Origin of the sequence: Sorangium sp. So ce385 (assembly GCF_051474135.1) — a bacterium.
Classification (GTDB): Bacteria; Myxococcota_A; Polyangia; order Polyangiales; family Polyangiaceae; genus Sorangium; species Sorangium cellulosum_D.
Window position 1 is genome coordinate 6,060,907 of sequence record NZ_CP150337.1, and the last position, 26,187, is coordinate 6,087,093.

Below are 26,187 nucleotides of genomic sequence, written 5' to 3' on the forward strand. Positions count from 1 at the left end.
CGCGGCACGCGCGCCGGCGCACCTCCGCGGCGCGACCGCGAGGGCGCCGCACGCGCGTTGACGCACCGCCGCGGCGCGACCGCGTCAGCGCGGCGCGACGGCTGCGGCCTCGCCCCCGGCGCGGCGCCGCAGCACCACGTACCGGAGGTGCGGCACGCCGCTCACCGCCGCCGGAGCGAACGCCTCGCCGGCGTCGGGGAGGCGCGCGAGGTGCTGCTCCACCCCGCGCGCGAACCGCGAGGCGGTCCACGGCGAGGCGAGCGCCTGCCCCTCGGCGAGCAGCAGCACGAGCACGTCCACCCCGCGCGCGTCGAGCAGCGCGCCGGGGATCCGCTTCGTGGTGTGCCCGCCGGGCAGCGCCGCGATCGCCGGATCCGTGACGCCCGCGAGATCCACGAGCGTCGCGGCCGTCGCGGCGCCGAGCCAGCCGATGTCGAGCGCCGCGACGACCTCGGCCCCGGCGAGCGCGCCGCGGAGCTCCTCGATCACGCGCAGCCGGTCGCCGCCGACGCGCGCGGCGGTCGGCCCGACGCGGATCATCACGAAGAGCTGCCCGGCGAGCGCGAGCGCGATCCGGAGCGCCGTGGCGCGCGCGCCCGCGGCCGAGGCGACGTGGGCCGCCGCGAGGACGACCGCGGGCAGCGCCGGCACGGCGAGGCGCGACAGCGGCATCCAGTCGCCGCCCGCGGCCGCGACCGCGAGGAAGTGCACGGCGACCGCCGCGAGCAGCCCGCGCGGCCACGCCGGGAGCGCGCGCCACGCGACCGGCGCGATCAGCGCCACCGGCCCGGTCAGGAGGAAGCACGCGAGCGCGTACCGGGCCCCGAGCGCGGCGTCCGGCGCCTTGGCGAGCGCGGCGAGCGGCGCCGCGCGCCCGAAGATCGCGAGCCGCGTCGCGGCCACCGCGACGAAGGGCAGGCCCGCGAGGGCGAGCGCGGCGAGCGCGCGGGGCCACGCGGGCCGCGCCGGGGGCGCAGGCGGCGCGGCGCCTGCGCCGTCGGCGCGCGGGGCCGCCTGGGCCGCGAGCGCGACGACGAGCGCGAACGGCAGGAGCTCCGGCCGGAGCGCCGCCGCCGCCCCGGCGCAGGCCGCGCCGGCGAGCGCCCAGCCGAGCGCCGGCAGCGCGACCGCGAGGGCGCCGAGCGCCGCCACGACGCCGGTCTCCATGCCCGCCGCGGCCCAGGCCCCGAGCGGCGCCGACGCCGGCACGAGCGCGAGCGCCGCGAACCGCGCTGGCCTGCCGGAGGCCCGGTCGACCGCGAGCGCCAGCGCTCCGGCCGCGAGCGTCCACGCGGCGACGCCGATCGCCTTCGCGGCCGCGAGCGCGGCGAGCGGGCCTCCGGCCGCGAACGGCGCGAGCGCGAACGCCCACCCGAGCGGCGTCACGCCGTCGGTCACCGGCCCGGCCGCGTTGAAGCGGTAGCCCAGCCCGCGCGCGAGGTGGTGCGCGTAGCGCGCCGTGATCAGCGCGTCGTCGACCGTGAACCCCGAGAGCGCGAGCGCCGGGAGCAGCGCCGCGAGGGCGCCGGCGAGCGCGACGAGCAGCGAGCGCCTCCGCCCGGTCACGCGGCCCGTGCGTCCGCGCCGCACTGGAGCGGGCCGGAGGACCGCACGCCCGCCCTGGACCGGCGTTCGAGCTCTGCCGCGCGCGCTCCATCGCGGACGCATCGCCGGAGGCGCTGATGCTCGGGTCGCGCGGCCTTCATCACGGCCGGCGATCCTGGGACAGGCGCATGAAGGACGCAATTGCGCTCGCCTGTCCGCAGCCGCGCAAACGCGCGGGCGAGCGGGCGCGCGAGAGCGCGGACGTACGGTCGCGTGCACGCGCGAACGTCGAGAACGCCCGGGCGCGCCGCGCGTCGCGCGCCGCGGACAGCGACGGTGACGCTGCGCCTCGTGGCAGCCATGCGCCCTCGTGGACGGTATAGTTGCTCGCATGGCACTTCCCGCCGCGCTCCTGGCCGCCGTCGAGCGGCATTCCTGTTTCACCGGCTGCTATCGCAGCGAATCGGAAGTCCAGGTCTGCATCGATCCGGCGCAGGCGCTCGTGCCGACGGTGCCTGTCTGCTGCAGCGATTGCCTGAACTTCCACCCGGCGGCGCTCGTGAGCCTCCTGCCGCTCGGGATGACGTCGTACGCGCTGGCGAACGCGCTGACGGCCCATGTCCGCTCGCTGCGCGGGTACAAGTGGGCGACCGGCGGTTACCACACCGCGGGCACCGGCTTCTGGCTCAACGCCGCCTACTACGGCAACGGGCTCTTCCTCGTCGACGCCGCGCGCAACCGCAACGCGCGGACCGACGTCGACATGCTGATCGAGGCGTTCCAGCACGGCATCGTCCAGCCCGAGGACCCGCGCATGCTCGACCCGGCGCTCTACACGACCGAGCTCGCCTACATCAACATGTCGCGGCCCATCCTGCCGGTCCGCGGCAAGCAGGATCTCCTGGCCTCCCCGCAGCGCAGCGCCACGCCGAGGCAGGGGTTCTCGCGCGTGTCGATCGTGGAGTTCCAGCCGCTCGCCGCGGCCGGCGTCGCCGCGGGCGCGCAGCCGGCGAAGCCGGCGCCCCCGCCCCGCGAGCTCAAGCTCGGCGACACGTGCCCGACGTGCGGCGCCGCGGTCATGGAGCGGCCGCTGTTCTCCGGCACCTTCGTCGGCTGCCTCTGCTGAGCACGGCCGCCTGGCCCGATCACGGGGACGGCGGGGCCGTCGCCTGGACCGGTCACGGGGACAGCGGGGCCGTCGCCTGGCCCGATCACGGGGACAGCGGGGCCGTCGCGCGCCACACGGTGCCGCCGGTCGCCGGATCGATCGCGCGCAGCGCGGCGCCGCTCACCGCGGCGCCGCTCACGACGTACACGTAGGGGCCCGCCGCCTTCACCGCCACGACCCGGTCGCCGAGGTAGCCCGCCGCGCGCTCGTAGCGGCTGGCCCCGGTCGCGGGGTCGAGGGCGATGATGCGCAGCTCCGTGCCCCCGACGACATCGACGCCGACGACGATCGCGGCGCCGCCGCTCGCGACCAGGAAGAGGTCCGGCCGCCCGCCGGAGAGCGGCGCGCGCACCGGGAGCTCCTTCTTCCAGAGCGACGCGCCGCCGCGCCGCCCCTCGGCCGAGAGCCGCGGCGGCCCCTCGGCCGGCGCGGTGAGCGCGACCTCCACGTCGCCGGCGCGGACCACCTGGGGGTTCTTCTTGCGCTCCCAGAACTGCCCCGTGATCGCCGACGGCGGCGGCGCGGTCGGGCAGTCGGCCACCTCGCCCCCGCCGAGCTGGATCCCGGTCGACGTGCCGTCCTTCATCACGACGGTCGCGCAGCCCTCGCCGGCCGCGACCTCGTCGGGGGGCCCGGGCAGGCTCGCTGCCCAGCGCGGCTTGCCCGTGCGGGCGTCGAGCGCGTGCAGCGTGGCGCTCTCCCCGCCGGCGAGCACCGTGCTCTGGTCGGGGCAGGCGAGCGCGTCCGGCCGGTCGAGATCCGACGACGACCAGATCCCCTGCCCGCTGCGGCCGTCGACGGCGACCACCCGCCCGCGCGTCTTGCCGTCCTGCCACAGCACCGGGTCGGGCGCGTCGTCGCCGTTCGCGTCCACGAAGCAGAGCGCGTCGAGCTGCGTCGAGAGCTGGCGCGCGCGCGGGGCGGCCTCCTTCGGCGGCTCGACGCGGGCGAAGAACATCACCGCGAAGCCGACCCCCACCGCGGCCATCGCCACGGCGAGGAGCGCCTTCACCGCCCGGGGCGGCCCCGACGCCGGCGCGGGGGTGCCCGGCAGTGCAGCCGGCGCGGGCGCGGGGGTGCCCGGCAGCGCAGCCGCCGCGCCCGCCACGCCGGGGTTCTCGGCGCCGCAGCGCGGACACGTGATCCCATGACGGCTTGCCTCCAGCGAGGCACCACAGCTCCTGCAGGGCCGCATCGCGCCAGTCTATCGCCGCGGGGCGCCCGCGATCGAGAGCGACGGCGCGGGGCGCGCCGGCGAGCGCGCGTCCAGGCAGCGTCCTCGGCCGGGGCTCTGACCCGCCGCCTCTATTTGGCCCACAAGAGGGAGAGATCGAGCTCGATGGCGTCGAAGGGCTCGACGCGGACGCGCGCGGCGTCTCGATGGGTCGCGACGGGGGTCCACGCGCGCCCGGACGCGAGCGAGAAGACCTCGAGCGTGCGCGCGATCGGGTCGACCAGCCACGCGTGCCGCACGCCCTCGCGCGCGTAGATCGGCATCTTCTCGTCGCGGTCGAAGGCCGCGGTCGACGGGCTCAGGACCTCGCAGATCCAGTCCGGGGCGAGCGAGAAATAGGCCGTCTCTGGCAGCTCGGGCATGCGCGCGCGGCGCCAGCCCGCGAGGTCGGGCACGAGCGCGTCGATCTCGCCGGGCGCCTCCGGATCGGGGAAGTGCAGCTCGGGTTCATCCAGGATCCACCACCCGCCGGGGCCACCATCTCCGAGCCCAAACGGGCCGCCGAGCTTGATCCCGAGGACCGAGCTCGTGTTGGCGTGTCGTGGCGCCGGCCGGGGGAACACGTGCAGGGTGCCGCGAATGAGCTCCGCCACCTTGTTCGGCGGGACGGTTTCGAGATCGGCGTACGTGGCGCGGCGGGGCTTCTCGGCGGGCTGGCCCATGAGCCGAGCCTGCCCGGAGGCGTGCGGTGAGGCAAGGAACGCCAGCGCGGCGGCCAGCTACGCCCAGAGCACCGAGAGATCGAGCTCGATGGCGTCGAAGGGCTCGGCGCGGACGCGCGCGGCGTCTCGGTGGACCACCGCAGGTCCCCAGCGACGATCCTCGCCCAGCACGTAGACCTCGAGCGTGCGTGCGATCGGGTCGACCAGCCACGCGTGCCGGACGCCCTCGCGCGCGTAGATCGGCATCTTCTCGTCGCGGTCAACCTGCTCGGTCGACGGGCTCAGGACCTCGCAGATCCAGTCCGGGGCGAGCGAGAAATAGGCCGTCTTGGGCAGCTCGGGCATGCGCTCGCGGCGCCAGCCGGACAGGTCGGGCACGAGCGCATCGATCTCGCCGGGCGCCGCCGGATCCGGGAAATGCAGCTCGGGTTCCGGGAGAATCCACCACCCGCCCGGACCGCCGCGACCGCGATGGAAAGGGCCGAAGAGCTCTCCTTGCAGCGCGCCCTCGGCGTTTACGTGACGCGGCGCCGGTCGGGGGAACACGTGCAACGTGCCGCGGACGAGCTCCGCCACCTTGTTCGGCGGGACGGCCTCCAGGTCGGCGTACGTGGCGCGGCGCTGCTTCTCGGCGGGCTGGCCCATGGGCGAAGCCTGCCCGGTGCGCCGCGGGGCGGCAATGCGGCGCGGAGCAAGCGCCAGCGGCAGGCGCCGGCAAGGGCGGGAGCGACGGAGCATCCGTCACGTCACGGATGCCACCCTCCGGGCCGCTGGCCCTCTCCGGCCGCAATCCTCTGGAGCTCCCGTCGAAAGCGTCGCTTCGCGCCCCCGCCCGCCGCCCCCTCGCCGCTACGGCTTCGGGATCCGCAGCGTGCCGCTCACCATCGCGCTGCCGCTCACCACGTAGACCAGGCTGAGCGGGTGGAACGCCCAGGGGCCGAGCGCGATCGACCCGAGCCAGATCTGCTCGTGCACGCGCTCCTGCGCGAAGAGCACCCCGAAGAGCAGCACGATGAGCAGGCTCGTGGGAATGGGCGTGCCCTCGTAGTACCGCACCTTCCCGCGCTCGTCCGACAGCTCGGCCGCGGTCACGTTGTACCGCGCGAGGCGGCTGATCCCGCAGGCGACGAAGTAGACGAGCGCGGCGGCGTCCCACGGGCCGCGCAGGCCGAGCGCGTAGCCGAGCACCGCGGGCGCGACGCCGAACGAGACCACGTCGGCCAACGAATCGAGATCGGCCCCGAGCGGCGAGTGCCGGCGACGCCACCGCGCGATCGTGCCGTCGAGGACGTCGCACGCGAGCGCGAACGGCAAGAGCCCGAAGACCACCCAGATGTAGATGCGCTCGCGCTCGGCCACGTAGTTCAGGCAGAGCAAGATGCTCAGGGTGCCGCTCGCCGCGTTCGCCAGCGTGACGAAATCGGCCAGCGCGAACGACCGGAGCATCGAGAAGTGGGGCGGTCTTTCGGAAGGCATGGCGCTCGGGGTGCGGAGTGTTGCACGTCCGGTTGGATTGCCAACCATTCTACATTGCGCACGTCGCGCGCGTCGCGCGTGTCGCCGACCTCGCGCCGTCCTCGCGCCAGAGGCCCCGCTCCGCGGCGACAGCGGCGGGCGCCCGGCGCCGGCGCTGTCTAGTCAGGTGGCACCGGCTTGTCCACTCCGCGGCTATCCGCGCACAAAACTTAGGACCCGGCCTCACGCTGCCTAGCATCCCTCGGCGGATGCCCGGACTGTCTCTTGTCGCCGACAACACCCGATGCTCACCGGAGCCCGAGCGCACGTCGCTGCACGATGTGCTCGACTTCGTCCTGGAGGGGGCGCGCAACGCGCCTCCTCCGCTCGATGAGGCGGCGCTGCCGCTGCGCGCCGAGGCCGAGGCGCTGCCGCTGCTCTGCGATCTCGCCGAGGCCGCGGCGGAGCTCGCCTCCGGACGCCGCGCGCGCGCCGTCGTGCGGCTGTGCCTCGAGCCCGATCCCTGGGAGCTCGGCCTCGAGCGCGTGGGCCGCGATCTGCTCGTCACCGTCTTCCACGGCGGCGACGTGCCCGAGGTCGCCCTGCACGAGCGGCGCTTCGAGGGCGAAGCGCTCTGCGCGCGCGTCCTCGCGGCCATCGACCGGTTCGCCGCGCACCGGAGCCCCAGCGCCCGCCGCGACGCCGCCTTCTCCGACAACGACACGGGCGGCGGCCTCGGCGAGCACCGCCTCTCCGCCGCGCGGCGGTGCCTCGCCGCCGCCCTGCCGTTCTCGCCCGACGACCCGGGCGGCGAGCCCGCCATCGTCGGCGTCGAGCCGACCGGCGAGATCCCGATCGCCATCGCGGCCGAGGCGCTCCTGCGCACGTCCCAGGGCGCCGCGCTCACGCAGCCGGCCGTGCTCCGGGCCGACCTCTTCTCGCTCCTCTTCCGGGGCAAGATCCGCGTGCTCGTGGGCGAGGAGGCGCGGGAGCTGCCCGACGTCTTCATCTTCCCGTTCGCCGAGCAGCTCGCGTCGCTGTCGCTCGAGTCGCTCGACGCGTGGGCGCGGCGGCAGCCCTACCACCGGCGGCTGACCGTCGGCGGCGCGATCCTCGGCGTGCGGCTGCACAGCGAGGGGGCGCTCTCGCTCACGCTCGGCGTGCCCCGCGTGGGCCGCGTCCCGCCCGCCGATCCGCGCGCGCTCGGCCCGGGCCGCGGCTCGCCGTTCGCGGGGGCCGAGGAGCGGGCGCAGACCTGGACCTTCCCGGCCGTCGACGTGGCCGCGCTCGCCCAGGGCGTCGTCGCGTTCGGGCGCGCGCTCGCGCGCAGCCTCGTGCGCCGCGACCGCGCGCAGACCTCGAACCTGCGCCTGTTCGAGTTCCGGGCGCGCGTGCGCGAGCTCGCCGAGCGGCTCCGCGAGCTCACGCGCAACGACGCGAAGATCAACGTCGCCCCGGAGACGTACCGCGCCTTCGCCGCGGCGGCGCGCCCGCAGGCCGCGGCCGAGGACACGTTCGGGCGGACGCGGCTGCGCTTCACCGCCCGGTGGGTCGCGGCGATCCCCTCGGTCGACCTCCGCGCCACCTTCCTCTGCGGCGACGTGCTCGTCGTGGGCTCGACGCGCGAGCTCACCTGCATCGATCGGCGCACCGGCGAGTGCCTGTGGCGCAAGCAGGCGCCGCGCGCGGTCTCGGTGATGACGCCGGTCGGCCTCGGGCGGCTCCTGCCCGACGGCACGCTGCAGCTGCACGAGCTCTCGACCGGCGAGGTGGCCTGGTCGACGCGGCTGTCGCCGCGCGTCGGCGCGAACGCCTCGGGCGCGGTGGTGAGCGCCCCCGGGCTGCCCCGGATGCTCATCGTGAGCGAGGGGACGCGCCACCTCGCGGCGGTGGACCTCTACTCGGGCGAGGTGCGCTGGCGCTACGCCGCGCGGCGCGGCGAGAACTTCCGGCTGCGCCGCGCGGGCAAGCTCGTCGTGGTCGGCAGCGGCGAGCCGGCGCTCGCGGCGCTCGACGTGCTGAGCGGCGAGGTCGTCTGGCGCTTCTGCGACCGGCTGCCGTTCGCGTCGCCGGTGGCGGTCGATCACGACGCGCTCTTCGCCCTGGCCGGCGACGGGGCGTTCGTCGGCCGCGGCGGGGCGCGGCTGCACCACCTCGACCCGTGGTCGGGCGAGGCGCGGTGGACCGTCGACCTGCCGAAGCACGTGGCGCCGGTCGGCGCGCCGCTGCTCGGGCCCGAGACCGTGTGCGTGGTGACCCACGGGCGGCGCGGCACCGGGCTCGTGGGGCTCGATCGCCGCACCGGGGCGACGCGCTTCGACCTCACCGCGTGCGCGGCGACGGCCTCGTGCCTCATGGTCGACGACGTGGTCGTGGTGAACAGCGAGGCGGGCGAGATCGTCGGGGTCGGCGCGCACGACGGCGCGGTCCGGTACCGGCACGTGCTCGCGGGCGGCGTCGAGGGCGACCGGCCGCGGCGCCTCGAGCCGGTGCTGCGCTCGGGGGCGCTGTTCGTGCCGCAGAGCGAGGTGCACGTGGTGCGGCCGCGCGACGGCGCGCTGCTCGGCAAGGTGCCGACCGACCTCATCCCGGATCTCCTCCGGGTCGACGAGCGGTGCGACGTCTACGTCGCCGAGGAGAGCGGCCACCTGGCCGCCTTCGCCGCGGCCCCGCGGCTCAGCCTCGTCCAGTAGCCGTCCCAGAGCGGCCGCCCCCGGCCGCCCGGCGCCGCGGCGCGATCAGCGCCCCCGCCGGGCGGGCTTCCGGGCCGGCTTCCAGATGAGCTCGAGCGTCACATCGGTCACGCCGTCGTGGATGAGCCCGATCCGCTCGGCGGCCCGGCGCGACAGGTCGATGATCCGGCCGCGCTTGAACGGGCCGCGGTCGTTGATCCGCACGCGGACGCGGCGGCCGTCCCGGCGGACGACGTCGACGAGCGCGCCGAAGGGGAGCGTCCGGTGCGCCGCCGTGAGCGCGCGGGGGTTGTAGGGCTCGCCGCTCGCGGTGGCGCGGCCCTTGAACTTGTCGGCGTAGTAGGTGGCGCGCCCGCGCTGGATCGCGACCCCCTTCGCCGCGCCCCGGGCGCTCGCGGGGGCGATGGGCGTGGAGATGCGGCCGTCGTCCTCGCCCGCGTCGTCGTCTCCGGCCCGGTCCGGCGCGAGCGCCGCTCGGGGGCCCGGCGGGCGGGAGACCTCGGCGGAGAGGGGCGGCGCGCCGCTCGTCCGGGCTGGGGGCGGCTGGTGCGCGGCGCAGGCCGGGGTGCCGAGGAGGAAGAGGAACGCGAGCGCCCTCGCCGCGCCGCGACGCCCCGCCGGCGTCATCACGTCGCCTCGGGCGCGGCGCGGTCGGCCGACGAGGGGTCGAGGGCGGCCGCGGGCGGGGCCGCCGCGGCGGCGAGGGCCAGGTCGGCGGGCGCGCTCCCCTCCCCGTCCAGGGCCAGCGCGCGCGCGGCGCTCGCCTTGGACCGCACGAACCTGGCCAGCTCGCGGAACGGCACGCCGGTCGGGCAGGTCCGCTCTTTCTCGGCGAGCACCGCCTCGGGCACGTGCGCGAGCGCGAGCGCCGCGGCGTCGAAGTCCGGCATGCTCCGCGACGACGCGAGCACCACGGTCATGAGCCCGGGGTAAGCCCCCCTCGAGGCGGCGATGCGCTCGGCCTCGCCGAGATCGCAGCGCCCGCACGCGATGCAGCGGGAGAAGCCGGGCAGCGCCGCGCGCTCGGCGGGCGAGAGCGGCGGCAGGCCGTCGGCGTCGTAGTTCTCGCGGAAGAGGGCAAGCCCGCTCGGCCCGTCGAACAGACGGCGCACCACGACCTTGAGGAGCGACCACGCGAGGACCGCAAGGGCTAGAGCACGGCCGGAAAGCACCCTCGGTCCATAACCCGAAACAGGGCCGCGCGCAGACCCGATGCGCCCGGCGCGGCCCGGGCCGGGGCGCGCGGCTGGATCTTTCCACCTTGGTGGCGGTCGCGCGCAGTGAACCCTCGTTAACAGCGCCCGAGGTACGGCCGCAGGCCCACGGCGGCACGCCGCCGCCGCGCCGCCCGTCGATCCGGCGCTGGAGACGCTGGCATGTCGGGTGCACTGACCACCGGCATGTCCAACGGCTTGCCTCTCTGCGGTAAGGGATGCTCGGAAGACCTCGGCGACGTCGCCGAAGGGGTGCTGGTGAAGGAGATGATCGCGGGGAACGAGCGCGCCTGGCGCGCCTTCCACGCCCGGTACGATCGGCTGGTCCACCGATGTATCAGCGGCGTGATCGCCCGCTTCTCCGCCGTGGTGGCGCAGGACGACATCCGCGACATCCACGCGACGCTGCTGATGCAGCTGATCTCGAACGACATGCGCAAGCTGAGGAGCTTCGACGCCGAGCGCGGCACGCGGCTCGGCTCCTGGATCGGCACGCTGGCCGTCCACTGCGCCTACGACCACCTGCGCGGCGCCCGCCGCGCGCCGCGCTGCGCCCCGCTCGACGACGCGGCCGTCGAGCTCCCCTGCGAGCGCCCCTCCCCGCAGGACCACGCCGAGCGCCGCGAGCGCGCCGCGATCGTGGGGCAGGTGCTCCACGATTTCTCCGACAAGGACCGCGAGTTCGTCGCGCTCTACTTCGGCGAGGGCCTGCCCCCGGAGCAGATCGCGGAGCGGATGCGCATCAGCGTGAAGACGGTCTACTCGAAGCGGCACAAGATCCAGAGCCGGCTCGAGGCGATGCTGTCCGGCGCGAGCCTCGCGGCCTGAGCCGCCCCCGCCCCCGCGAAGGGGGCTCGGCGTCCGTCGGCCCTGTGGTATGAGCCGGAGAGGATGGCCGCCCCGCTCCGCATCACGACCGCCCTCCTCGCCGTCGCCGCCGCCCCGCTGCTCGCCGCGTGCGGCGGCGGCAACGGAGACGCCCCCTCGATCCCCCTCGCCGACGAGCGCGGCAGCGGCGCCCGCATCGCGGATCTCGTCGGCGAGGCCGCGTGGTTCAACGCCGATCCCGCGGCGCAGGACAGCGAGGACTGCGAGGGCGTGCCCGTCGATCGCCGCGTCCACGTCACCGGCGCGACGCTCGTCGCGATCGACCGGTTCGACGAGACCGGCGAGGGGGCGCACGGCAACCACTACGTGCAAGACAGCGCGGACGAGCCGGTCCCCTACTCCGGCATGACGGTCTTCCAGCCGGCGTTCAGCCCCCCGGACCTGCGGCTCTTCCCCGGCGATGTCGTCGACCTGCTCGGCGTGCTCACCGAGTTCCGCGGCCCCTCGTCCGGCCGGTTCCGCGGCTGCCGCACCCTGCCCGAGATCGGCGGGACCATGAGCTTCCGCTTCGAGGACCGCCCCGCCAAGCCGATCCGCGTGCCGCTCCGCGCGCTGACGAGCTACGCGACCGCGCGCAGCTACCTCGGCATGCTCGTGCGGGTCGAGGGGGTGACGACCGCCGGCGACCCGGCGAGGAGCGGCGGCCGGTACACGGCGCGGATCAACGTCGGCGCCGGCGTGCCCGCCGACGACGTGCCGAGCCTCTCGAACGAGCTCTACGACCTAGAAGCCGAGGGGCCGCCGCTCGCAGACGGCGCGGCGTTCGCCTCGGTCACCGGCGTGCTCACCTACTTCTACGGCTTCAAGATCGCCCCGCGATGCCCGGCCGACTTCCAGCCGGAAGGCGCCCCCCTGCCGGCCGACGACGCATGCGCTCCCTGACGCCCGCGCTCCCGCTGCCGCTCGTCCTGATCGCGGCCTGCAGCGGCGCCGCACCCGGCGGCCCGACGGCGCCGGGGCACGCGCTCGTCTCGACGCCCGAGGGCAGCGTCGGGCGCATCGAGGTGCGCAACCTCGAGGCCCGCCCGCGGCTCACGCTCGTCTCCCGCGACGGCGACCCCGCGCCCGCGCTCGTCGCCTCGGTCGCCACCGATCTCGGCTCGGTCGCCACGACGGCGCTCGCCAGCGTGGTCGAGGCGCGGCTCGTCGCCGCCGGCTTCGACGTGGACGCGCGCATCGACCGCAGCGCCTTCCGCGTGCGCCTGCTCGTGCGGGACGCGGCGCGCATCGCGCCGTTCCTGCGCGCGCTCTCGGCGGCGTTCGCGCAGCCCATCGCGGCCGGCAGCCCCGAGGTCGCCCGGGCCATCGAGCGGGTGCAGGCGCTCAGGGCGAGCCCGCTCGACGCGCCCGAGCTCTCGCCGATCGCGGCGTGCACCGGCCGGCTGGGCCTCGCCGGCGCCGAGCCCGTGGTCGACCTGGCGACCCCCGCGGGCGTGCGGGAGCTCGAGGGGTGGCGCGCCGCGGCGCTGCACGCCGGGCGCACCTCGATCGCCGCGGTCGGCCCGGCCGCGTTCTGCGCGGAGGCGGCCCGCGCCGCGGAGGGCGAAGGCGGCTGGCCCGCGGGCGGCCCGCCCGCGGACCCGTGGCCGGCGGCGGACACGGTCGGCGTGTACGCGACGAACCAGCTCGAGCGGCGGGCGGCCCGCGTCACCGTGGCCGCGCGCGTCGCGAGCCCGCAGGCGGCGGTCGCCGCGGCCGAGCGGCTCGGCGCGCCGGGGTCGCCGCTCCGCGCGCGGCTCTCGGCGCTCCCGTCCCCGTTCCGCACCGTCGAGGTGCTCGGGGTCGCCCGCCCGCGCGGCGGCTGCGTCAGCGTGACCATCGAGGCCTCCGACCTGCCCTCGGCCCCGCCCGTCGAGGCGTCGGCGGCGCTCGCCGCCGCGGTCGCGCGGCAGGAGATCCGCCGCGGCCTCGCGGCCCCCGCGAGCCCCGCCACCGCCACGCGGCAGATCCTCACCGCGCAGGACCCGCGCGACGCCGGCGCGCGCGCCGCCTGGTGGGCGCTCTCGGGCAGCGCCCCGAGCGCGCCGCCCGAGCGCTGGGCGACGGCCCTCGGCCTCCCCCCGAGCGCCGATCCGCCGCGGCCCGCCGCGCCGGGAGAGGCCGGCGAGCGGCGCTTCGAGGCGGAGCTCGGCCGCGCGCTCGCGGCGGGCGCCCAGCCCGCGCTGGAGCGGCGCACCCAGATCGAGCGCGGGCAGGGCGAGGTCTGGGTCCTGCTCGCGAGCCCGTGCGGCGTCGCGGAGGAGGGGGTGTACGACGCGGGCGCGACGGCGCTCGCCGCGCTCGCCGCCGTGCAGACCCGGCGGCGCGAGCTCGACGTGACGATCGAGCCGTGGATCACGGCGGACGCCGTCGGGGTCATCGCGCACGCGCCGTTCCGCGACGATCGCGAGACGCCGGCCGAGCTCGGGCGCCGCGTCGCGAGCGCCGCCGCGCGCACGATCGCGGCGACGACGCTGGGCCCCGAGGCGCTCACGCTGGCGCGCGCCGCGGCGCTCGAGCACCTGGAGCGCCTCTCCGGCGGGCGGGCCGCGGCGCTCGAGGCCTTCGCCTCGGCGGTCGCGCCCGACCACCCGTCCTGGATCGAGCCGTTCGGCGTCTGGGACCGGGTGGCGAGCGGCGCGCTGGAGACCGTGCAGCTCCGATGGCAGGCGCTCGCGACCGGCCCGCTCCGGCTCGCCGTCCTCGCGAACGCCGACGCCTCGCAGGCGGCCGCCGCGGCGGAGGCCGCCGAGCGCTGGCTCGCGCCGCGGCTCGCGCCGCGCGGGTGCGCCTCACCGGACGGCGCGGTGGTGCCCCGGCTCGGTCACCACGACGCCCGCCTCCCGGCCGGGACGCCGCTCTCGCAGGCCGTCGTCGGCGCGCGGCTCCCGGCCGCGCGCGAGGCCGCGAGCGCGACGCGCGATCTCGCGGAGCTCACGGTCGCCGCCCTCAACGGAGAAGGCGGCCTGCTCGCGGCCGCCCTCGGCGCGGCGGCTCCTCCCGCGGCGGACGCCGCGCCCGCGCGGCGGCAGCTCGCGGCCCGCGCGAGCGCCCGCGTCCTCGGCGGGTCGCGCGCGGCGGCGCTCGCGGTCGAGATCCGGGCGCCGAGCGCGGAGCTCGACGAGGCCACGGCCCGCGTGAAGGAGCTCCTCGCCGGCCTCGCGCAGCGGGCGGCCGACGCCGACCTCGACCGCGCCGAGGCGCTCGTCGCCCGGCGCGAGCGCGACGCGCTCGCGGAGCCCCGGCGCCGGCTCATCCACCTGTGGAGCGGCCGCGCCCCCCGCACGCCGCCGGCGAAGGCCACGCTGGCGGCGTGGCGCGCCTTCCTGGCGAGCGCGCTCGGCGCGGACGCGATCGTGACCGTCGAGGCCCGGCCCGACTGATCACTCCCCGCTGTCGAAGTCGCCCGCGTCCTCGATCTCCGCGGTCCGCCCGGCGGGCGCCGCCTCGAGGCCCTCGTCCTCCGCGTCCGCGTCCGCGTCGCCCTCGTCCTCGTCGAGCGCGACCTCGTCCTCGTCCTCGTCGTCCTCGGGCTGGGTCAGCACCGGGAGCCGGCGCTTGCCGACCGGGCCCTCGTCGACGTAGTCGCGCAGCGCCATCATGTCCTTCAGCGCCTCGAGCTTCGCGAGCGCCTTGACCTCGACCTGGCGGATCCGCTCGCGCGTCAGGTTCATGATCGCCCCCACGTCCTCGAGCGTGGTGCCGCCGCGATCGGCGACGTCGAGCGCGCACGTCTCGTTCATGTCCCAGACCTCGAGATCGGGGAAGTTCAGCTTGATGGCGCCCGTCCTGGCCGACACGTCGAGATAGAGGTGGTGCTGGCACGAGACGTACGGGCACGGCCTCGGGCCGTCGACGCACTCGGCGCGGGTCCGCGGCTTGTAATAATCGGTCTCCGGATAGAGCATCCGGCCGATCTCGAGCTCGCGCTTGGTCATGCGCTTGACGCTGATCGTCCGCGCCCGGATCTCGCGCTTCCTCCGGGACCTGCGCTGCTCGCGCGTGATGGCGTTCCCCGACGCCGCGGGGTCTGCCTGGAGCGCGAGCGCGCCCTCCACGACCGGCTCGCTGGAGCCCGCCGATTCGCAGTCACTCCCCGCCGCATCCGCTCCGTCTAGGCCGAAGATCTCGAGCTCGCTCTCAGACACCGTCGCCATGCGCTGCCTCCGTTTGGTAGCGTCTCCGCTCTCAAGCGCGCGCGTTCCCCACACGCCCGAGTCCCAGCTCGAACGCAAAGAGATCCCGCTCCTTGCCCGACGTAACGCCGGATGCCGTCCCTAAAAAATCGCGACGAAACGAGCCGGTGCCCGTCCCGTCGATCGCGTCAAACCCAGGCGGGGCCGCGATGCGGCCCCCTTCACTTCACGGAATCGAAGACCCTGCGACTCGGCACCTCAAGAGGATGCCGCCTGCTTCGTGAGCCGCGCCTGCGCCATCAGGCGCTCTTCTATCAACGACAGCTTCGCGACGAGCTCCCGCGCGAGCGTCTCCGCGCTCGCGAGGTCCTGGGCGATCGCCCTGCCGCTCGTCTCGCTCCGCCTCTCCTTGGCGGCGTCCCTGAGCGCGTTGAAGACCTTGGTCATCGTGCGCTCGAGCTCCTCGATATCACCTCTCACGAACAGGAATTCACGCTGGATCTCTTCGATGGTGTAGTCCTGGGCCATCATCTCTTTGATGCGCTGAACCTGGCGGACTACCGTGGCCGGATACATCCCCTGCGAGCCCTGATGCTTGCCCTTGCGCCCTACCCGCACGCTTCGCGGGAGCAGGCCGAGCTGCACGTACTTCCGGAGCGTCGCCTCGCTGAACTTGATGCCATGCGCTGCGAACAACTCGAGAATATCGCTCGAGGTAATCCCCTGGGCGTGCTCCCGCTCGATGCGCTCAAGCACGTCCTCGGGGATCCTCTGCACCGGTCCTCCCATCGATTGCCGGAGGCCCTACCCAACCGACGCGGGCGACTCTATTCCACTGAATGGAATACAGTCAATTGACGCGACTACGATTATTGTGTGGCTGTCGCGAGACGCGGTGCTTTCCCGGGGTTCTTGACACGCCTCGGACATTTTTCGTCCGTCGGCGTCGCGCCTCGATCCGCTCCGCACGTCGGGTTCCCGGGGTCGAGGAGGGAAAAACGGGACGCTGGGCGCAATGGGTGGGAGCGAGGGGGCGCCCGTCGGGCAGCGGGGCTCGGGGTGCGACATGGTCCTTACCCTGACACACATCGGTCCTTTCAGACAAAAGGGCTGATAGTCTGGTCGCCACCATGGCCAAGGCCCTTGCCAGCGAGGGTCGGGGCGCGGCCTCGCCCGCCGCCCCCCGACCCGTCGAGCGCGTCATCAGGGATGTCACCGCCCGGGGTGTCAGGATGCGGGTCCTGGTCGCCGGGGCCGGCAACGGCCCGGCGCTCCTCCTGATCCACAACTTCCTCGTCAGCCACCTGGAGTTCGACGACGTGATCGACGCGCTGGCCCAGCGCTTCCACGTCATCGCCCCGGACCTCCCGGGGTTCGGGGAGAGCGAGAAGCCGAGCCCGGCGCGGTACGCCTACGGGATCGAGACGTTCGCCGAGGCGGTGGCCGACCTCATCGCCGCCTTCGGCGTGGGCCGGGCGCACCTCGTCGGCCACGCCATGGGCGCCGCCGTCGCGATCACGCTCGCGGCCGAGCACCCGGAGCTCGTGCAGCGCCTCGTCCTGGAGGACGCGCTCTGTTACCCGTTCCCGATGAGCTTCCGGATGAAGCTCCCGCTCCTGCCGGTCGTGGGCGGCATCGTCTTCAAGCAGCTCCACGGCCGCAGGATGTTCCGGTCGTTCTTCCGCGACGATGTGTTCCGGGCGGACGCGGCGGTGCCGCTGTCGCGCATCGACCGGCACTACGACCTCTTCAACGCCCCCTCGGCGCGCGAGAGCGCCCACGCGGTCATGCGCGCGGTGCTCGACGCGCGCCCCGTCGTCGCGCGCCTCACGCGGATCACGGCGCCGACGCTCGTCGTGTGGGGGCGCGACGACCGCATCTTCCCGGCCGCGGGCGCGCAGCGGCTCGCCCGCGAGATCTCCGGCGCGATGCTCGAGATCATGGACGCCGGGCACTCGCCCCACGAGGAGCGGCCGGAGGAGTTCGTCGCGCTCGTGACGCAGTTCCTCGAAGGGAAGCGGTGATGGATCGCCCTGCCCGGCTCGCGTTCGCGCGCTGGGCGGCGCGGGCCGGCCGGCGCGCGGCGCGGGCCCTCCTCGGCGACGACGCGGCGGCGCGCCTGCTCGCGGACCGGTCGGCGCTGCTCGGCCTCGCGATCGTGGCGCTGCTCGCGCTGTTCGCCGCCCTGGGGCCGGTCGTCGTCGGCCACGACCCGAACGCGAGCGACTTCCGCCTGTCCCGCGACGCCTTCGGAGCGCCGCCGGGGCCGTCGGCCGCCCACTGGCTCGGGACGGACCCGCTCTTCCGCGACCTCCTCGCGCGCCTCGCGCACGGCGGGCGGCTCTCGCTCGGCATCGCGCTCGCGGCCACGGCGCTCGCCACGGCGCTCGGCGCGGTCGTCGGGGTCGCCGCCGGCATGGCCAGCGGCACGCGGGCCGGCGCGCTCGACGGCGCGCTCATGCGGCTCATCGACGTGATCCTCGCCCTGCCGTACCTCCTGCTCGTGACCGCGATCGGCGTCGCCGTGGGGCGCGCGGACGTGGGGACGATCCTGCTCGTGCTCGGCCTCACCGGGTGGACCTGGGTGGCGCGCGTCGTCCGGGCCAAGACGCTGGAGCTCGCGCAGCGCGAGTTCGTGGCCTCGGCGCGCGCGCTCGGCGCCGGGACGCTGCACGTCGTCCGGCGGCACGTCCTGCCGAACGTCGGCGGGACGCTGCTCGCGCTCGCGACGATCCTCGCCGGCCAGATGATCCTCGCCGAGGGCACGCTCAGCTACCTGGGCGTCGGGGTGCAGCCGCCGACCGCGACCTGGGGCCGGATGCTGCACGAGGCGGAGCCCTACCTCGGCGTGAAGCCGATGCTCGTCGCGGCGCCCGGCTTCCTCATCGTGCTCACCGTGCTCGGCTTCCACCGCGCGAGCGAGGGGCTCCGCGACGCGCTCGATCCCGCCGGCGACGAGCTCCCGCGCGGGCGGCGCCTGCCGGTCGATCTGCTCCTCGCCGGCGCGGTGCTCCTCCTCCTCTCGGGCGCCTCGCCGAGCCGCGTGCGGCCGCCGCTCGGCGGCGGCGAGGCGACGGCCGGCGCGCCCGTGCGCGGCGGGACCCTGCGCCTCGCGACCACGGGCCACATCCGCACGCTCGATCCCGCGATCGCCTACGACGAGGTCTCGGGCATCGTCGCGGAGCTCGTCTTCGCCCGCCTCGTCACGTGGGACCAGGGCGGCCGCGTCACGCCCGAGCTCGCGCGCGAGGTCGCGGTCGAGCGGGGCGGGAGGACGTACGTGTTCACGCTCCGCGAGGGCGTGCGCTTCCACGACGGCGCGGAGCTCCGCGCCGCGGACGTGAAGCGCTCGATCGAGCGGACGCTGCACCCGCGGACGCCGAGCCCGGGGGCCAGCCAGTACGAGATGATCGAGGGGTTCGCCGCGTACCACGCGGGCGCGGCGCCGCACCTCGCCGGCGTGCGGGTGCTCGGCGACCACGCCGTCGCGATCGATCTGAGCGCGCCGGACGCGACCTTCCTCTCGCGGATGACGCTCGGCTTCATGGCGCCGGTGTGCCCCTCGTCCGGCGCCGTGGTCGACGCGGCGAGCCCTCCCCCGCCGTGCGGCGCCGGCCCGTTCCGCGTCGAGCGGTGGGACCAGGACGCCGGCGTCCGGCTCGCGCGGCACGAGGGGTACTTCCGGCCGGGCCGGCCGTACCTCGACGCGATCGAGTGGCAGACCGGGGTGCGCGCGACGACCCAGCGCTACAAGTTCGAGGAGGGCGAGCTCGACTACCTGCGCGATCTGACGGGGGTCGACGCGGCGACCTACCGCGCCGACCCCGCGTGGAAGGGGTATACGCGCTGGGTGACCCGGAGCAGGACCAACGCCGTCTTCCTCAACACCGAGCTCGCGCCGTTCGACCAGCTCGCCGTGCGGCGCGCGGTCTCGTTCGCCGTCGACCCCTCCGTGCTCGAGAAGGTGCGCCCCGACATCTTCGCCCTCGACCGGGTGCTGCCGCCGTCGATCCCCGGCCCCCCGCGCGACGAGCCGATGCGAACGCACGATCTCCCGCGCGCGCTCGCGCAGATGGCCGCGGCCGGGTACGCGTTCGACCCGGCGACCGGGAGAGGCGGCTACCCGGGGGTCGTCGAGTACATCGCGATCCCGGACACCTTCGAGCAGGCGGTCGGCGAGATCCTCCAGCAGCAGCTCGCGAAGGTGGGCCTCCGCGTCCGCCTGCGGCTCGTCAGCTGGGCGACCTACCTCGCCGAGGCGTCGCGGCGCCGCGCCGTCCAGATGGGCTGGGCCGGGTGGCAGGCCGATTTCCCCGATCCCGCGAGCTTCTTCGAGCCGACGCTCTCGACGCGCGCCATCCGCGACGAGGGCTCGCAGAACTTCGCCTTCTTCAGCGACGAGGAGCTCGATCGCACGCTCGACGCCGCCCACGGCGAGCAGGACCGCGCGCGGCGCCTCGAGCTCTACGCGCGCGCCGAGCGCATCGTCCGCGATCGCGCGCCCTGGGTGCCCACGTACACGATCGGCATGCTCGAGCTCTGGCAGCCCTACGTGCGCGGCTACGAGGGCTCCGCCGTGGTCCCGTCGCGCTTCGACGGCGTCTGGCTCGACCCGGCCGCGCGGGCCGCGCCCGCCGCCGGGGCGCGCGCGGGCGCGCCGCCGCGCGGCTCGCCGCTCCGCGCGCTGCCCGCGCGCGCCGTGCCCCCGCGATGAGCGCCGCGCCCTCACGCCGCACCGCCGCGACGAGCGCCGCTCGCGCGGGCCGCGCCGCCGCGGCGGGCGCCGCGATCGCGCACCTGCTCCGGCGCCTCGGGTGGGCGGCGATCGTGATCGCCGGGGTCACCGCCGTCTCGTTCGCGATCGCGCACCTCCTGCCGGGGGACCCGGCGCGGATGCTCGTCGGGCCGCAGGCGTCCGCCGCCGACGTCGATCGCGTCCGGACGGTCTACGCGCTGGATCGGCCGGTCCCGGTGCAGTTCGCGCGGTTCGTGCGCCGGCTCGTCCACCTCGGCCCGGAGCCCGCTGCGCCGCACCCGCACGCGGGCGCGCGCGGCGACCCGGAGCACCGGAGCTGCGCGGCCGGGCCCTTCGGCCTGCACCTCGATCTCGGCTACAGCTTCCACTACCGAAAGCCGGTCGTGGACCTGCTGGAGGCGAAGGTGCCGCGCTCGCTGGAGCTCGCGCTGGCCGCCCTGTCGGTGCAGCTCCTGCTCGGGTTCGCGCTCGGGCTCGTCGCGGCGGCCCGCCGCGGGACGGCCTGGGACCACGCGGCGCTCGGCGTCACCCTGCTCGTCGCCAGCGCGCCGACCATCGTGATCGGCCCCGCGCTGCAGTACATGCTCGCCTACAAGCTCCGCCTGCTGCCCTACGACGGGTACGGCGTCACCGCGGCCGATCACCTGCGCTCGCTCGTCCTGCCGGCGCTGACCCTCGGCCTCTTCGGCAGCGCGCTCTACGCGCGCGTCGTGCGCGAGGAGCTCCGGGCGCTGCTCCGCCAGGACTTCGTCCGGACCGCGCGGGCGAAGGGCGCCTCCCGGTTGCGCGCGTTCGTCGTCCACGCGCTGCGCAACGCGCTGCTGCCGCTCGCCACGCTGGCGGCGCTCGACCTCGGCGCGCTGGCGGGCGGCGCGATCGTCACGGAGCGGCTCTTCCGCTGGCCCGGCGTCGGGAGCATGGCCGTCGAGGCGCTGCAGAACCGCGACGGCCCGCTCCTCGTCGGGACGGTGCTCTTCGCCGCGGCCGCGATCGTGCTCGCCACCGTGGCGCTCGACCTCGCGGCGCTGGCCCTCGATCCGCGGCTCAGGTCGCGGTCGCGCTGAGCGCCGCGCGCGGTCAGATCAGGGCACGCCGGCGAGCGCTCGGCACTCGGCGCCGAGCGAGGAGTCGGGCGCGACGAGCTCGGCGCACTTGCGGAACGAGGCCCGACCGCCGCGCCCCGCGGCCTGCTCGGCGGCGCCGCGCAGGTGCCACGCCGCGGCGCTCCCCGGCGAGGCGGCGGTGAGCTGCTGCGCGAGCTGCACCGCCTTGCCGGTCTGCCCCGACTCCAGGGCGCGCATCACGCGGGCCGACAGGGACCCGCCCTCCTCGTCCGGCGCGGCGGGCGCGGCGCTCGGCGGCGGCGCGGGCGCCCGCGCCGGCGCGGCGGCCTGGTGCGTCGGAGCGCCCGGCGGCGCCGCCGGGGCCGCAGGCGCGGGCGAGCCGTGCTGGGCGGTGGTCGTGGCGGGGCTCGCCGCGGCTGGCCCGGCGGCGGGGCTCGTCGAGGCCGCGGTGGCGGCCGCCGCGCGGTCGGACGGCGGGTCCGCCGGGGTGTCGGACGGGGGCGCCGTGGAGAGCCCGGAGGCGGCGGTCGGCGCCCCTTCCGGCGCGGCCGGAGCCGCTTCGATCGCGGCGCCGGAGCTCTGCTCCTGCGCCTGCTCGGGCGCGTCGATCGGCGCCGGGGGCACGGGGTGCCGCGCCTGGCCGATCAGCCAAACGCCGGCGGCCCCGATCGCGAGCGCCGTGACCAGACCGATCGCGATCCGCGCGACGCGCGCCCGGCGCTCCTCCTGGCGGGGGCGAAAGAGCGTGGCCTCGACGGCGCCGGCGGTCGTATCGGTGTCGTCGGCGGAGGGGTGCCCCTGCGCCGCGAGCCGCGCCGGCGCGTTCACCCCGCCGCCGAGGAAGAAGCGCTCGCTCTCGGTGATGGGCTCGGGGTCGCTCGGGGGCGCGTCGTCCAGCGCCGCCGAGAGGCTCGCCCCCGGGGCCGCGGCTGCGCCGGCCGGCGGCGCCGCGGCCGCCTCGAGCGGGCGCGCCTCCCCGCCCCCCGCCTCGCCGCGCAGCGGCGCCTGCGCCTGCTGCGCCTCGCGCGGGACGGCGACGGCCGGCGGCGCGTCGCTCGGCGGGCGGGGCCGCAGCGTGGGGACCGTCGACGCGGGCACCGCGGCGGCGCGCTCGTCGCCGGCGGGCGGCGGCGCGGCAACCGGCTCCCCCGTCGACGCGGGCTCGGGCGCCGGCGCGGGCGGGAGCGGCGGCGCGGGCTCGGGCGCCTCGGATCGGGCGCGCTGCTCGGCGGGAGCGCTCGCGGCCGCGGGACGGTCGCTCCTCGCCGCGCGGTGCTTCTGCGCGAAGCTGCGCGGCGTCACCAGCGGTCGCGTGAGCGGGGCCTCGTCGCTGCTGGCGAGCGTGGTGTCCTTGTCGATGTCGATCTCTGCGTGCGCGCGCGCAGCCCGGGCCTCGATGGCCGCTGCAGCGCTCCGCGGCGGCTCCGACGGCACCCGCCCCGCGCGCGGCGGCTCCGACGGCACCCGCCCCGCGCGCGGCGGCTCCGATGGCACCCGCCCCGCGCGCGGCGGCTCCGACGGCACCCGCCCCGCGCGCGGCGGCTCCGACGGCACCCGCCCCGCGGGCCGCGGCGGCTCCGACGGCGCCCGCCCCGCGCGCGGCGGCTCCGACGGCACCCGCCCCGCCGCGCCCGTGCGCACCGCGCCCGCGCCCGCGGCGCTCCTCGGCGGCTCCGACGGCACCCGCCCCGCCGCGCCCGCGCGCACCGCGCCCACCGCGGCGCTCCTCGGCGGCTCCGACGGCGCCCGCCCCGCCGCGCCCGCGCGCACCGCGCCCACCGCGGCGCTCCTCGGCGGCTCCGACGGCGCCCGCCCCGCCGCGCCGCCCGTCCGGCCGACCGCCACGGCCCCGTGGACCGCGCTGCGGGCCGTCACCGGGCGCCCGGCGGACTCCGCGTCGGGGTCCGCGGCCGGCGCGGGCAGCTCGTGCCCGGGCCGCGAACGCGGGAGCACCGCCGGCGAGTGGCGGTTCGAGAGCGGCGCGGGGACCACCGCGGCGTCCTCGAGATCGTCGGCGCCGGCGTTGCCGCCGTCCGGGAAATTGGAGCGCCGCGCGCTCGACGGCGACGAGAGCGGCGAAAACTCGTCGTGGAACGCCGCCTCCGGCTCGCTCGGCACCACGTCGTCGGGCGGGAGCGCCGCGGCGGGGACCAAGAGCCCCTCGAAGTAGAGCTTCGAGATGGTGGAGAGCGTCGAGAGATCCTCGAACGGCGACGCGTCGACCACCTGCATCAGCGTCCGCTTGCCGTCGAACAGGCGCAGGATGCCGTTCAGCTCGTCGGGGATCTCGTTCAGCCGCTCCAGGAGCTCCTCGCTGTCGACCTCGAAGACGGTGGCGAGCGACGGCAGCGCCTCGAGGAGCCGGCCCCACTCGTCGACCCGGCGCATGCCCTCCATGAGCAGCCCCTGGGTCGATGTCTCGATCACGTCGGGGTTGTCGACCTTGCAGAACTCGACCTCGAACGTCCCCTCGTTCCACAGGAGCGCGCGGTAGACGGCCTCCTCGCCGCAGAGCCGGCCGAGCGTCGCGTCGACGACCTTCCCCTCGCGGAAATAGACCTGCGCCTCGTTGTCCGCGTGCGACAGGTGGACGATCCCGCTCTTCCGGCTCACCTCGAAGGTCTGCAGGAGATCGACGACGTTCATGTCGAGGATCGACCCGGAGAACCTCGTCCGCCCGGTGGTCGCGAAATGCCGCGTCGTGATCCCCTCGCGCGTCCGCCGCGCGAGCAGCAGCGTCACCCGCGCGATGAGCTCCCGCACGAAGATCGGCTTGGTCAGGTAGTCCTCGACCCCGAGCTCGAGCCCGCGGATCTTGTCCTCGATCGACCGCTGGCTCGTGAGGAAGACGACCGGGATCGACGCCCAGTCGGCGTGCTCCTTCATCTTGCGGACGAGCGCGTAGCCGTCCACGTGGGGCAGGCGGGTGTCGCTGAGGACGAGGTCCGGCGTGGAGACCTCGAGCTTCGCGAGGGCGTCCGCTCCGTCCGTCGCGGTGGTCACGCTGTAACCGGCCTTCTTCAGGCTGACCTCGAGGACCCGAACGCTGCGTGGATCCGCGTCGACCAGGAGGAGCTGTTGCTTGGCCACTAGAGGTTTCCGCCTCGCGAAGGATGGCGAGCCCGAGCGGACGCTGTCAAGCGCTCTGCCCCGAGCGTCGCCGCTGGCGTCGATCGCTCGTCCCGCCGCCGTGGGCCCGGTGATCGCCGGCGCCCATCGTGAGCACAGGACGCCGAGGAAGGCCAGGTTTCGTCGTGGGTCGCTCGCGCGATCAGCGCTGCCAGGGATCGATGATATCGCCGGTCGCCGTCGGCCTCGAGGGGGGCACGGGCGGCGCGGAGGGGCGGGCCGTGGGCGCGGCCGGCTTCGCCGGAACGGCGGAGGCCGTGCCGTGCGAGCGGGGCGGCTCCGGATCCTGCGCGAGCGGCGCCGCGGACGCGGTCGGGGTCGGGGCCGCGGGCGGCGGCGGCGGCTCGTCGGGCGCGGGGACGGCCGCCGTCGCCGCGTGGAGGGCGCCGGGGACGGCGGCCTCGGGCGGGGCCTCGCGCGCCGAGGCGCGGAGCGCGCGGAACCCGAAGGCGATCGCGATGGGCACGAGGATCGCCGCGAGCGCGATCGCGACGCGCGCGGCCATCGAGAGCGGCTCGGACGGCTCGCTGGGCACCTGGACCGCGCCGAGCATCTCGTCGTGCTCGCGCAGCTTCAGCGCCTCGCGGCGCGGGGTCTCCTCCTGGAGCAGGGTCGCGGCGGCGCGGCTCGGCGCCTCGACGGCGAGCTCGATGGCCGCGGCGAGATCGGCCATCGAGGAGAAGCGCTCCTCGGGGTTCTTCGCGAGGCAGCGCATGACGATCGGGCCGAACGCGCCAAGCGCGGAGGCGTCGGGCATCACCTGCTCGAGCGGCTCGGGCGACATGTACATGTGCTTGGTCAGCACGCCCATGTACGTGTCCGCCTCGAAGGGGACGCGCCCCGCGAAGCACTCGTACATGAGGACGCCGAGCGCATAGATGTCGGCGCGCGCGTCGATGCGCTTCCCCTCCGCCTGCTCCGGGCTCATGTAGTGCGGCGTCCCGAACACCATGCCGATGCGGGTGAGCCGCTTGCCGCCGGCGACCTTCGCGACGCCGAAGTCGAGCAGCTTGACGAACTCCTGGTCGCCGTTGCGGACGAGGTACACGTTGTCGGGCTTGAGATCGCGGTGGATGACGCCCGCCGCGTGCGCGGCGCCGAGCGCCGCGGCGCACTGGAGCATGATCTCCCCGACCCGCGGGGCCGGCAGCGTCCGCTCGGTGCGCAGGAGCGCCGCGAGGGAGGTCCCGGTGAGGAACTCCATGACGAAGAAGGGCAGCTCCGGCTGCCCCGGCTCGACCTCGAGGGCGCCGAAGTCGCTGACGGCGACGATGTTGGGGTGGCCGATCGCCGCCGCGGCCTTGGCCTCCTGGATGAATCGGGCGACGAGCTCGGCGTCCTGCGCGATGTCGCGCCGGAGCACCTTGAGGGCGAAGAGGCGGCCGAGCGACTTGTGGCGCACCTCGTACACCGTCCCCATGCCCCCCTCGCCGACGACCGCCTGCACCTCGTAGCGGCCGTCGATCGTGCGCCCGAGCAGCGGATCGGCCGACGGGTTCCAGTCGGGCGCGTCGGCGAGCGGGTCGCCATCGAACGGGCAGAAGCGGGAGTCGCCGGAGAAGGTCAGCTTGCAGGTCGGGCAGCGCCGCGCGCGCGGGACCTGCTTCACCTTCCCCCGGCGCGCCGGGAACCCGTCGCCGCGCGCGGGCAGCGGCGGCAGCGGCGGCAACGCCAGGTGGGCCTCGCCGCGCGATGAGAGCGGCGGCGCAGAGCCACGCGGCGAGAGCGGCGGCGCCGAGCCGCGCGCCGGGGGCGTCGAGCCGCGCGGCGAGAGCGGCGGCGCCGAGCCACGCGCCGGAGGCACCGAGCCGTAGGCGGGGGGCACCGAGCCGTGGACCGGAGGCACCGAGCCGTAGGCGGGGGGCACCGAGCCGTGGACCGGAGGCACCGAGCCGTGGACCGGAGGCACCGAGCCGTGAACCGGAGGCACCGAGCCGTGAACCGGAGGCACCGAGCCGTGAACCGGAGGCACCGAGCCGTGAACCGGAGGCACCGAGCCGTAGGCCGGGGGCACCGAGCCGTGGGCGGAAGGCGCGTCGCTGCGCGGCGGCGGCTGCGAGGCCAGCGTGCCTCCGTGCGGCTGCGGGATATCCTCCCGATGGAACAGCTCGGCAGCTTCGGACTCGCCGTCGGTCATCTCGGGCGGTTCATCCCCGGCCATGCGGAGCGTGACGGGCACCCCGGCGAGTCTAGCCGAAAGCGCGTGCGGTGTTTCGGATCAGATGGCATCAGGTGGCGAACGCGGTGAGCGCCCCCTACGGGCC

At 76.1% G+C, this 26,187-nt stretch carries 19 protein-coding genes; 8 read left to right on the top strand and 11 right to left on the bottom strand.

Annotated features, from left to right (window positions below; genetic code table 11):
- Positions 1-84 precede the first annotated feature (84 nt).
- Positions 85-1,566 (bottom strand): hypothetical protein, encoded by a 1,482-nt coding sequence (locus tag WME83_RS22000; RefSeq protein ID WP_437321248.1) that lies wholly within the window; start codon positions 1,564-1,566, stop codon positions 85-87.
- A gap of 370 nt (positions 1,567-1,936) precedes the next feature.
- Here WME83_RS22000 and WME83_RS22005 point away from each other — a divergent pair, with 370 nt between their 5' ends.
- A complete protein-coding gene (locus WME83_RS22005; RefSeq protein WP_437321249.1) occupies positions 1,937-2,671 on the top strand; it encodes a hypothetical protein in 735 nt (244 codons plus the stop codon).
- A gap of 85 nt (positions 2,672-2,756) precedes the next feature.
- Here WME83_RS22005 and WME83_RS22010 read toward each other — a convergent pair whose 3' ends face one another.
- The 4 genes from WME83_RS22010 to WME83_RS22025 form a co-directional block, all read right to left on the bottom strand.
- Positions 2,757-3,821, bottom strand: coding sequence for an outer membrane protein assembly factor BamB family protein (locus WME83_RS22010; RefSeq protein ID WP_437321250.1), 1,065 nt, complete (start codon positions 3,819-3,821; stop codon positions 2,757-2,759).
- A 197-nt stretch (positions 3,822-4,018) separates the two neighbouring features.
- Positions 4,019-4,609 carry a Uma2 family endonuclease gene (locus WME83_RS22015; RefSeq protein ID WP_437321251.1) on the bottom strand — a complete coding sequence of 197 codons (591 nt, stop codon included), beginning with the start codon at positions 4,607-4,609 and terminating at the stop codon, positions 4,019-4,021.
- A gap of 57 nt (positions 4,610-4,666) precedes the next feature.
- Positions 4,667-5,254 carry a Uma2 family endonuclease gene (locus WME83_RS22020; protein WP_437321252.1) on the bottom strand — a complete coding sequence of 196 codons (588 nt, stop codon included), beginning with the start codon at positions 5,252-5,254 and terminating at the stop codon, positions 4,667-4,669.
- Positions 5,255-5,458: 204 nt separating this feature from the next.
- Positions 5,459-6,085, bottom strand: a complete 627-nt coding sequence (locus WME83_RS22025) for a CDP-alcohol phosphatidyltransferase family protein (RefSeq protein ID WP_437321253.1) — start codon at positions 6,083-6,085, stop codon at positions 5,459-5,461.
- Positions 6,086-6,333: 248 nt separating this feature from the next.
- Here WME83_RS22025 and WME83_RS22030 point away from each other — a divergent pair, with 248 nt between their 5' ends.
- Positions 6,334-8,757, top strand: coding sequence for a PQQ-binding-like beta-propeller repeat protein (locus WME83_RS22030; RefSeq protein WP_437321254.1), 2,424 nt, complete (start codon positions 6,334-6,336; stop codon positions 8,755-8,757).
- 45 nt (positions 8,758-8,802) lie between these two features.
- Here WME83_RS22030 and WME83_RS22035 read toward each other — a convergent pair whose 3' ends face one another.
- Positions 8,803-9,384: a septal ring lytic transglycosylase RlpA family protein gene (locus WME83_RS22035; protein WP_437321255.1), complete on the bottom strand. Its 582-nt coding sequence runs from the start codon at positions 9,382-9,384 to the stop codon at positions 8,803-8,805.
- Positions 9,384-9,929 carry a hypothetical protein gene (locus tag WME83_RS22040; protein ID WP_437321256.1) on the bottom strand — a complete coding sequence of 182 codons (546 nt, stop codon included), beginning with the start codon at positions 9,927-9,929 and terminating at the stop codon, positions 9,384-9,386. The genes WME83_RS22035 and WME83_RS22040 overlap by 1 nt, the downstream gene beginning before the upstream one ends.
- 204 nt (positions 9,930-10,133) lie before the next feature.
- Between WME83_RS22040 and WME83_RS22045 the strand changes: the two genes are divergently transcribed.
- The 3 genes from WME83_RS22045 (at position 10,134) to WME83_RS22055 (ending at position 14,221) form a co-directional block, all read left to right on the top strand.
- Entirely contained in the window at positions 10,134-10,799 is a 666-nt protein-coding gene (locus WME83_RS22045; RefSeq protein ID WP_437321257.1) for an RNA polymerase sigma factor, read from the top strand.
- A gap of 63 nt (positions 10,800-10,862) precedes the next feature.
- Positions 10,863-11,741 (top strand): hypothetical protein, encoded by an 879-nt coding sequence (locus WME83_RS22050; protein WP_437321258.1) that lies wholly within the window; start codon positions 10,863-10,865, stop codon positions 11,739-11,741.
- The gene (locus WME83_RS22055; protein WP_437321259.1) at positions 11,729-14,221 is read left to right on the top strand and encodes a hypothetical protein; all 2,493 of its coding nucleotides are present in this window, start codon (positions 11,729-11,731) and stop codon (positions 14,219-14,221) included. Before WME83_RS22050 ends, WME83_RS22055 begins: the two co-directional genes overlap by 13 nt.
- On the opposite strand, the gene WME83_RS22060 is transcribed toward WME83_RS22055, so the two are convergent.
- Both WME83_RS22060 and WME83_RS22065 read right to left on the bottom strand, forming a co-directional pair.
- Positions 14,222-14,995, bottom strand: a complete 774-nt coding sequence (locus WME83_RS22060) for a sigma factor-like helix-turn-helix DNA-binding protein (RefSeq protein WP_437321260.1) — start codon at positions 14,993-14,995, stop codon at positions 14,222-14,224.
- A 237-nt stretch (positions 14,996-15,232) separates the two neighbouring features.
- Entirely contained in the window at positions 15,233-15,730 is a 498-nt protein-coding gene (locus tag WME83_RS22065) for a MerR family transcriptional regulator (RefSeq protein WP_236644707.1), read from the bottom strand.
- Positions 15,731-16,206: 476 nt separating this feature from the next.
- On the opposite strand from WME83_RS22065, the gene WME83_RS22070 reads away from it, so the two are divergent.
- Genes WME83_RS22070 through WME83_RS22080 form a run of 3 tightly spaced genes read left to right on the top strand, consistent with a single transcriptional unit; the run spans position 16,207 to position 20,794 of the window.
- Positions 16,207-16,998 (top strand): alpha/beta fold hydrolase, encoded by a 792-nt coding sequence (locus WME83_RS22070; protein ID WP_437321261.1) that lies wholly within the window; start codon positions 16,207-16,209, stop codon positions 16,996-16,998.
- Complete coding sequence (locus WME83_RS22075) at positions 16,998-19,688, top strand: ABC transporter substrate-binding protein (RefSeq protein WP_437321262.1); 2,691 nt, start codon at positions 16,998-17,000, stop codon at positions 19,686-19,688. Before WME83_RS22070 ends, WME83_RS22075 begins: the two co-directional genes overlap by 1 nt.
- Entirely contained in the window at positions 19,685-20,794 is a 1,110-nt protein-coding gene (locus WME83_RS22080; protein ID WP_437321263.1) for an ABC transporter permease, read from the top strand. Before WME83_RS22075 ends, WME83_RS22080 begins: the two co-directional genes overlap by 4 nt.
- Before the next feature lie 18 nt (positions 20,795-20,812).
- Here WME83_RS22080 and WME83_RS22085 read toward each other — a convergent pair whose 3' ends face one another.
- Together WME83_RS22085 and WME83_RS22090 are read right to left on the bottom strand one after the other, a co-directional pair.
- Positions 20,813-23,884, bottom strand: a complete 3,072-nt coding sequence (locus tag WME83_RS22085; protein WP_437321264.1) for a response regulator — start codon at positions 23,882-23,884, stop codon at positions 20,813-20,815.
- Between the two features lie 181 nt (positions 23,885-24,065).
- The gene (locus tag WME83_RS22090; protein ID WP_437321265.1) at positions 24,066-26,102 is read right to left on the bottom strand and encodes a protein kinase domain-containing protein; all 2,037 of its coding nucleotides are present in this window, start codon (positions 26,100-26,102) and stop codon (positions 24,066-24,068) included.
- Positions 26,103-26,187 lie beyond the last annotated feature (85 nt).

Bases quoted from the DNA above. Each gene is read 5' to 3' on its own strand.
- WME83_RS22045 (WP_437321257.1), top strand. From the start codon at position 10,134: ATGTCGGGTGCACTGACCACCGGCATGTCCAACGGCTTGCCTCTCTGC.
- WME83_RS22075 (WP_437321262.1), top strand. From the start codon at position 16,998: ATGGATCGCCCTGCCCGGCTCGCGTTCGCGCGCTGGGCGGCGCGGGCC.
- WME83_RS22050 (WP_437321258.1), top strand. From the start codon at position 10,863: ATGGCCGCCCCGCTCCGCATCACGACCGCCCTCCTCGCCGTCGCCGCC.
- WME83_RS22055 (WP_437321259.1), top strand. From the start codon at position 11,729: ATGCGCTCCCTGACGCCCGCGCTCCCGCTGCCGCTCGTCCTGATCGCG.
- WME83_RS22070 (WP_437321261.1), top strand. From the start codon at position 16,207: ATGCGGGTCCTGGTCGCCGGGGCCGGCAACGGCCCGGCGCTCCTCCTG.
- WME83_RS22005 (WP_437321249.1), top strand. From the start codon at position 1,937: ATGGCACTTCCCGCCGCGCTCCTGGCCGCCGTCGAGCGGCATTCCTGT.
- WME83_RS22020 (WP_437321252.1), bottom strand. From the start codon at position 5,254: ATGGGCCAGCCCGCCGAGAAGCAGCGCCGCGCCACGTACGCCGACCTG.
- WME83_RS22015 (WP_437321251.1), bottom strand. From the start codon at position 4,609: ATGGGCCAGCCCGCCGAGAAGCCCCGCCGCGCCACGTACGCCGATCTC.
- WME83_RS22025 (WP_437321253.1), bottom strand. From the start codon at position 6,085: ATGCCTTCCGAAAGACCGCCCCACTTCTCGATGCTCCGGTCGTTCGCG.
- WME83_RS22060 (WP_437321260.1), bottom strand. From the start codon at position 14,995: ATGGCGACGGTGTCTGAGAGCGAGCTCGAGATCTTCGGCCTAGACGGA.
- WME83_RS22030 (WP_437321254.1), top strand. From the start codon at position 6,334: ATGCCCGGACTGTCTCTTGTCGCCGACAACACCCGATGCTCACCGGAG.
- WME83_RS22080 (WP_437321263.1), top strand. From the start codon at position 19,685: ATGAGCGCCGCGCCCTCACGCCGCACCGCCGCGACGAGCGCCGCTCGC.
- WME83_RS22035 (WP_437321255.1), bottom strand. From the start codon at position 9,384: ATGACGCCGGCGGGGCGTCGCGGCGCGGCGAGGGCGCTCGCGTTCCTC.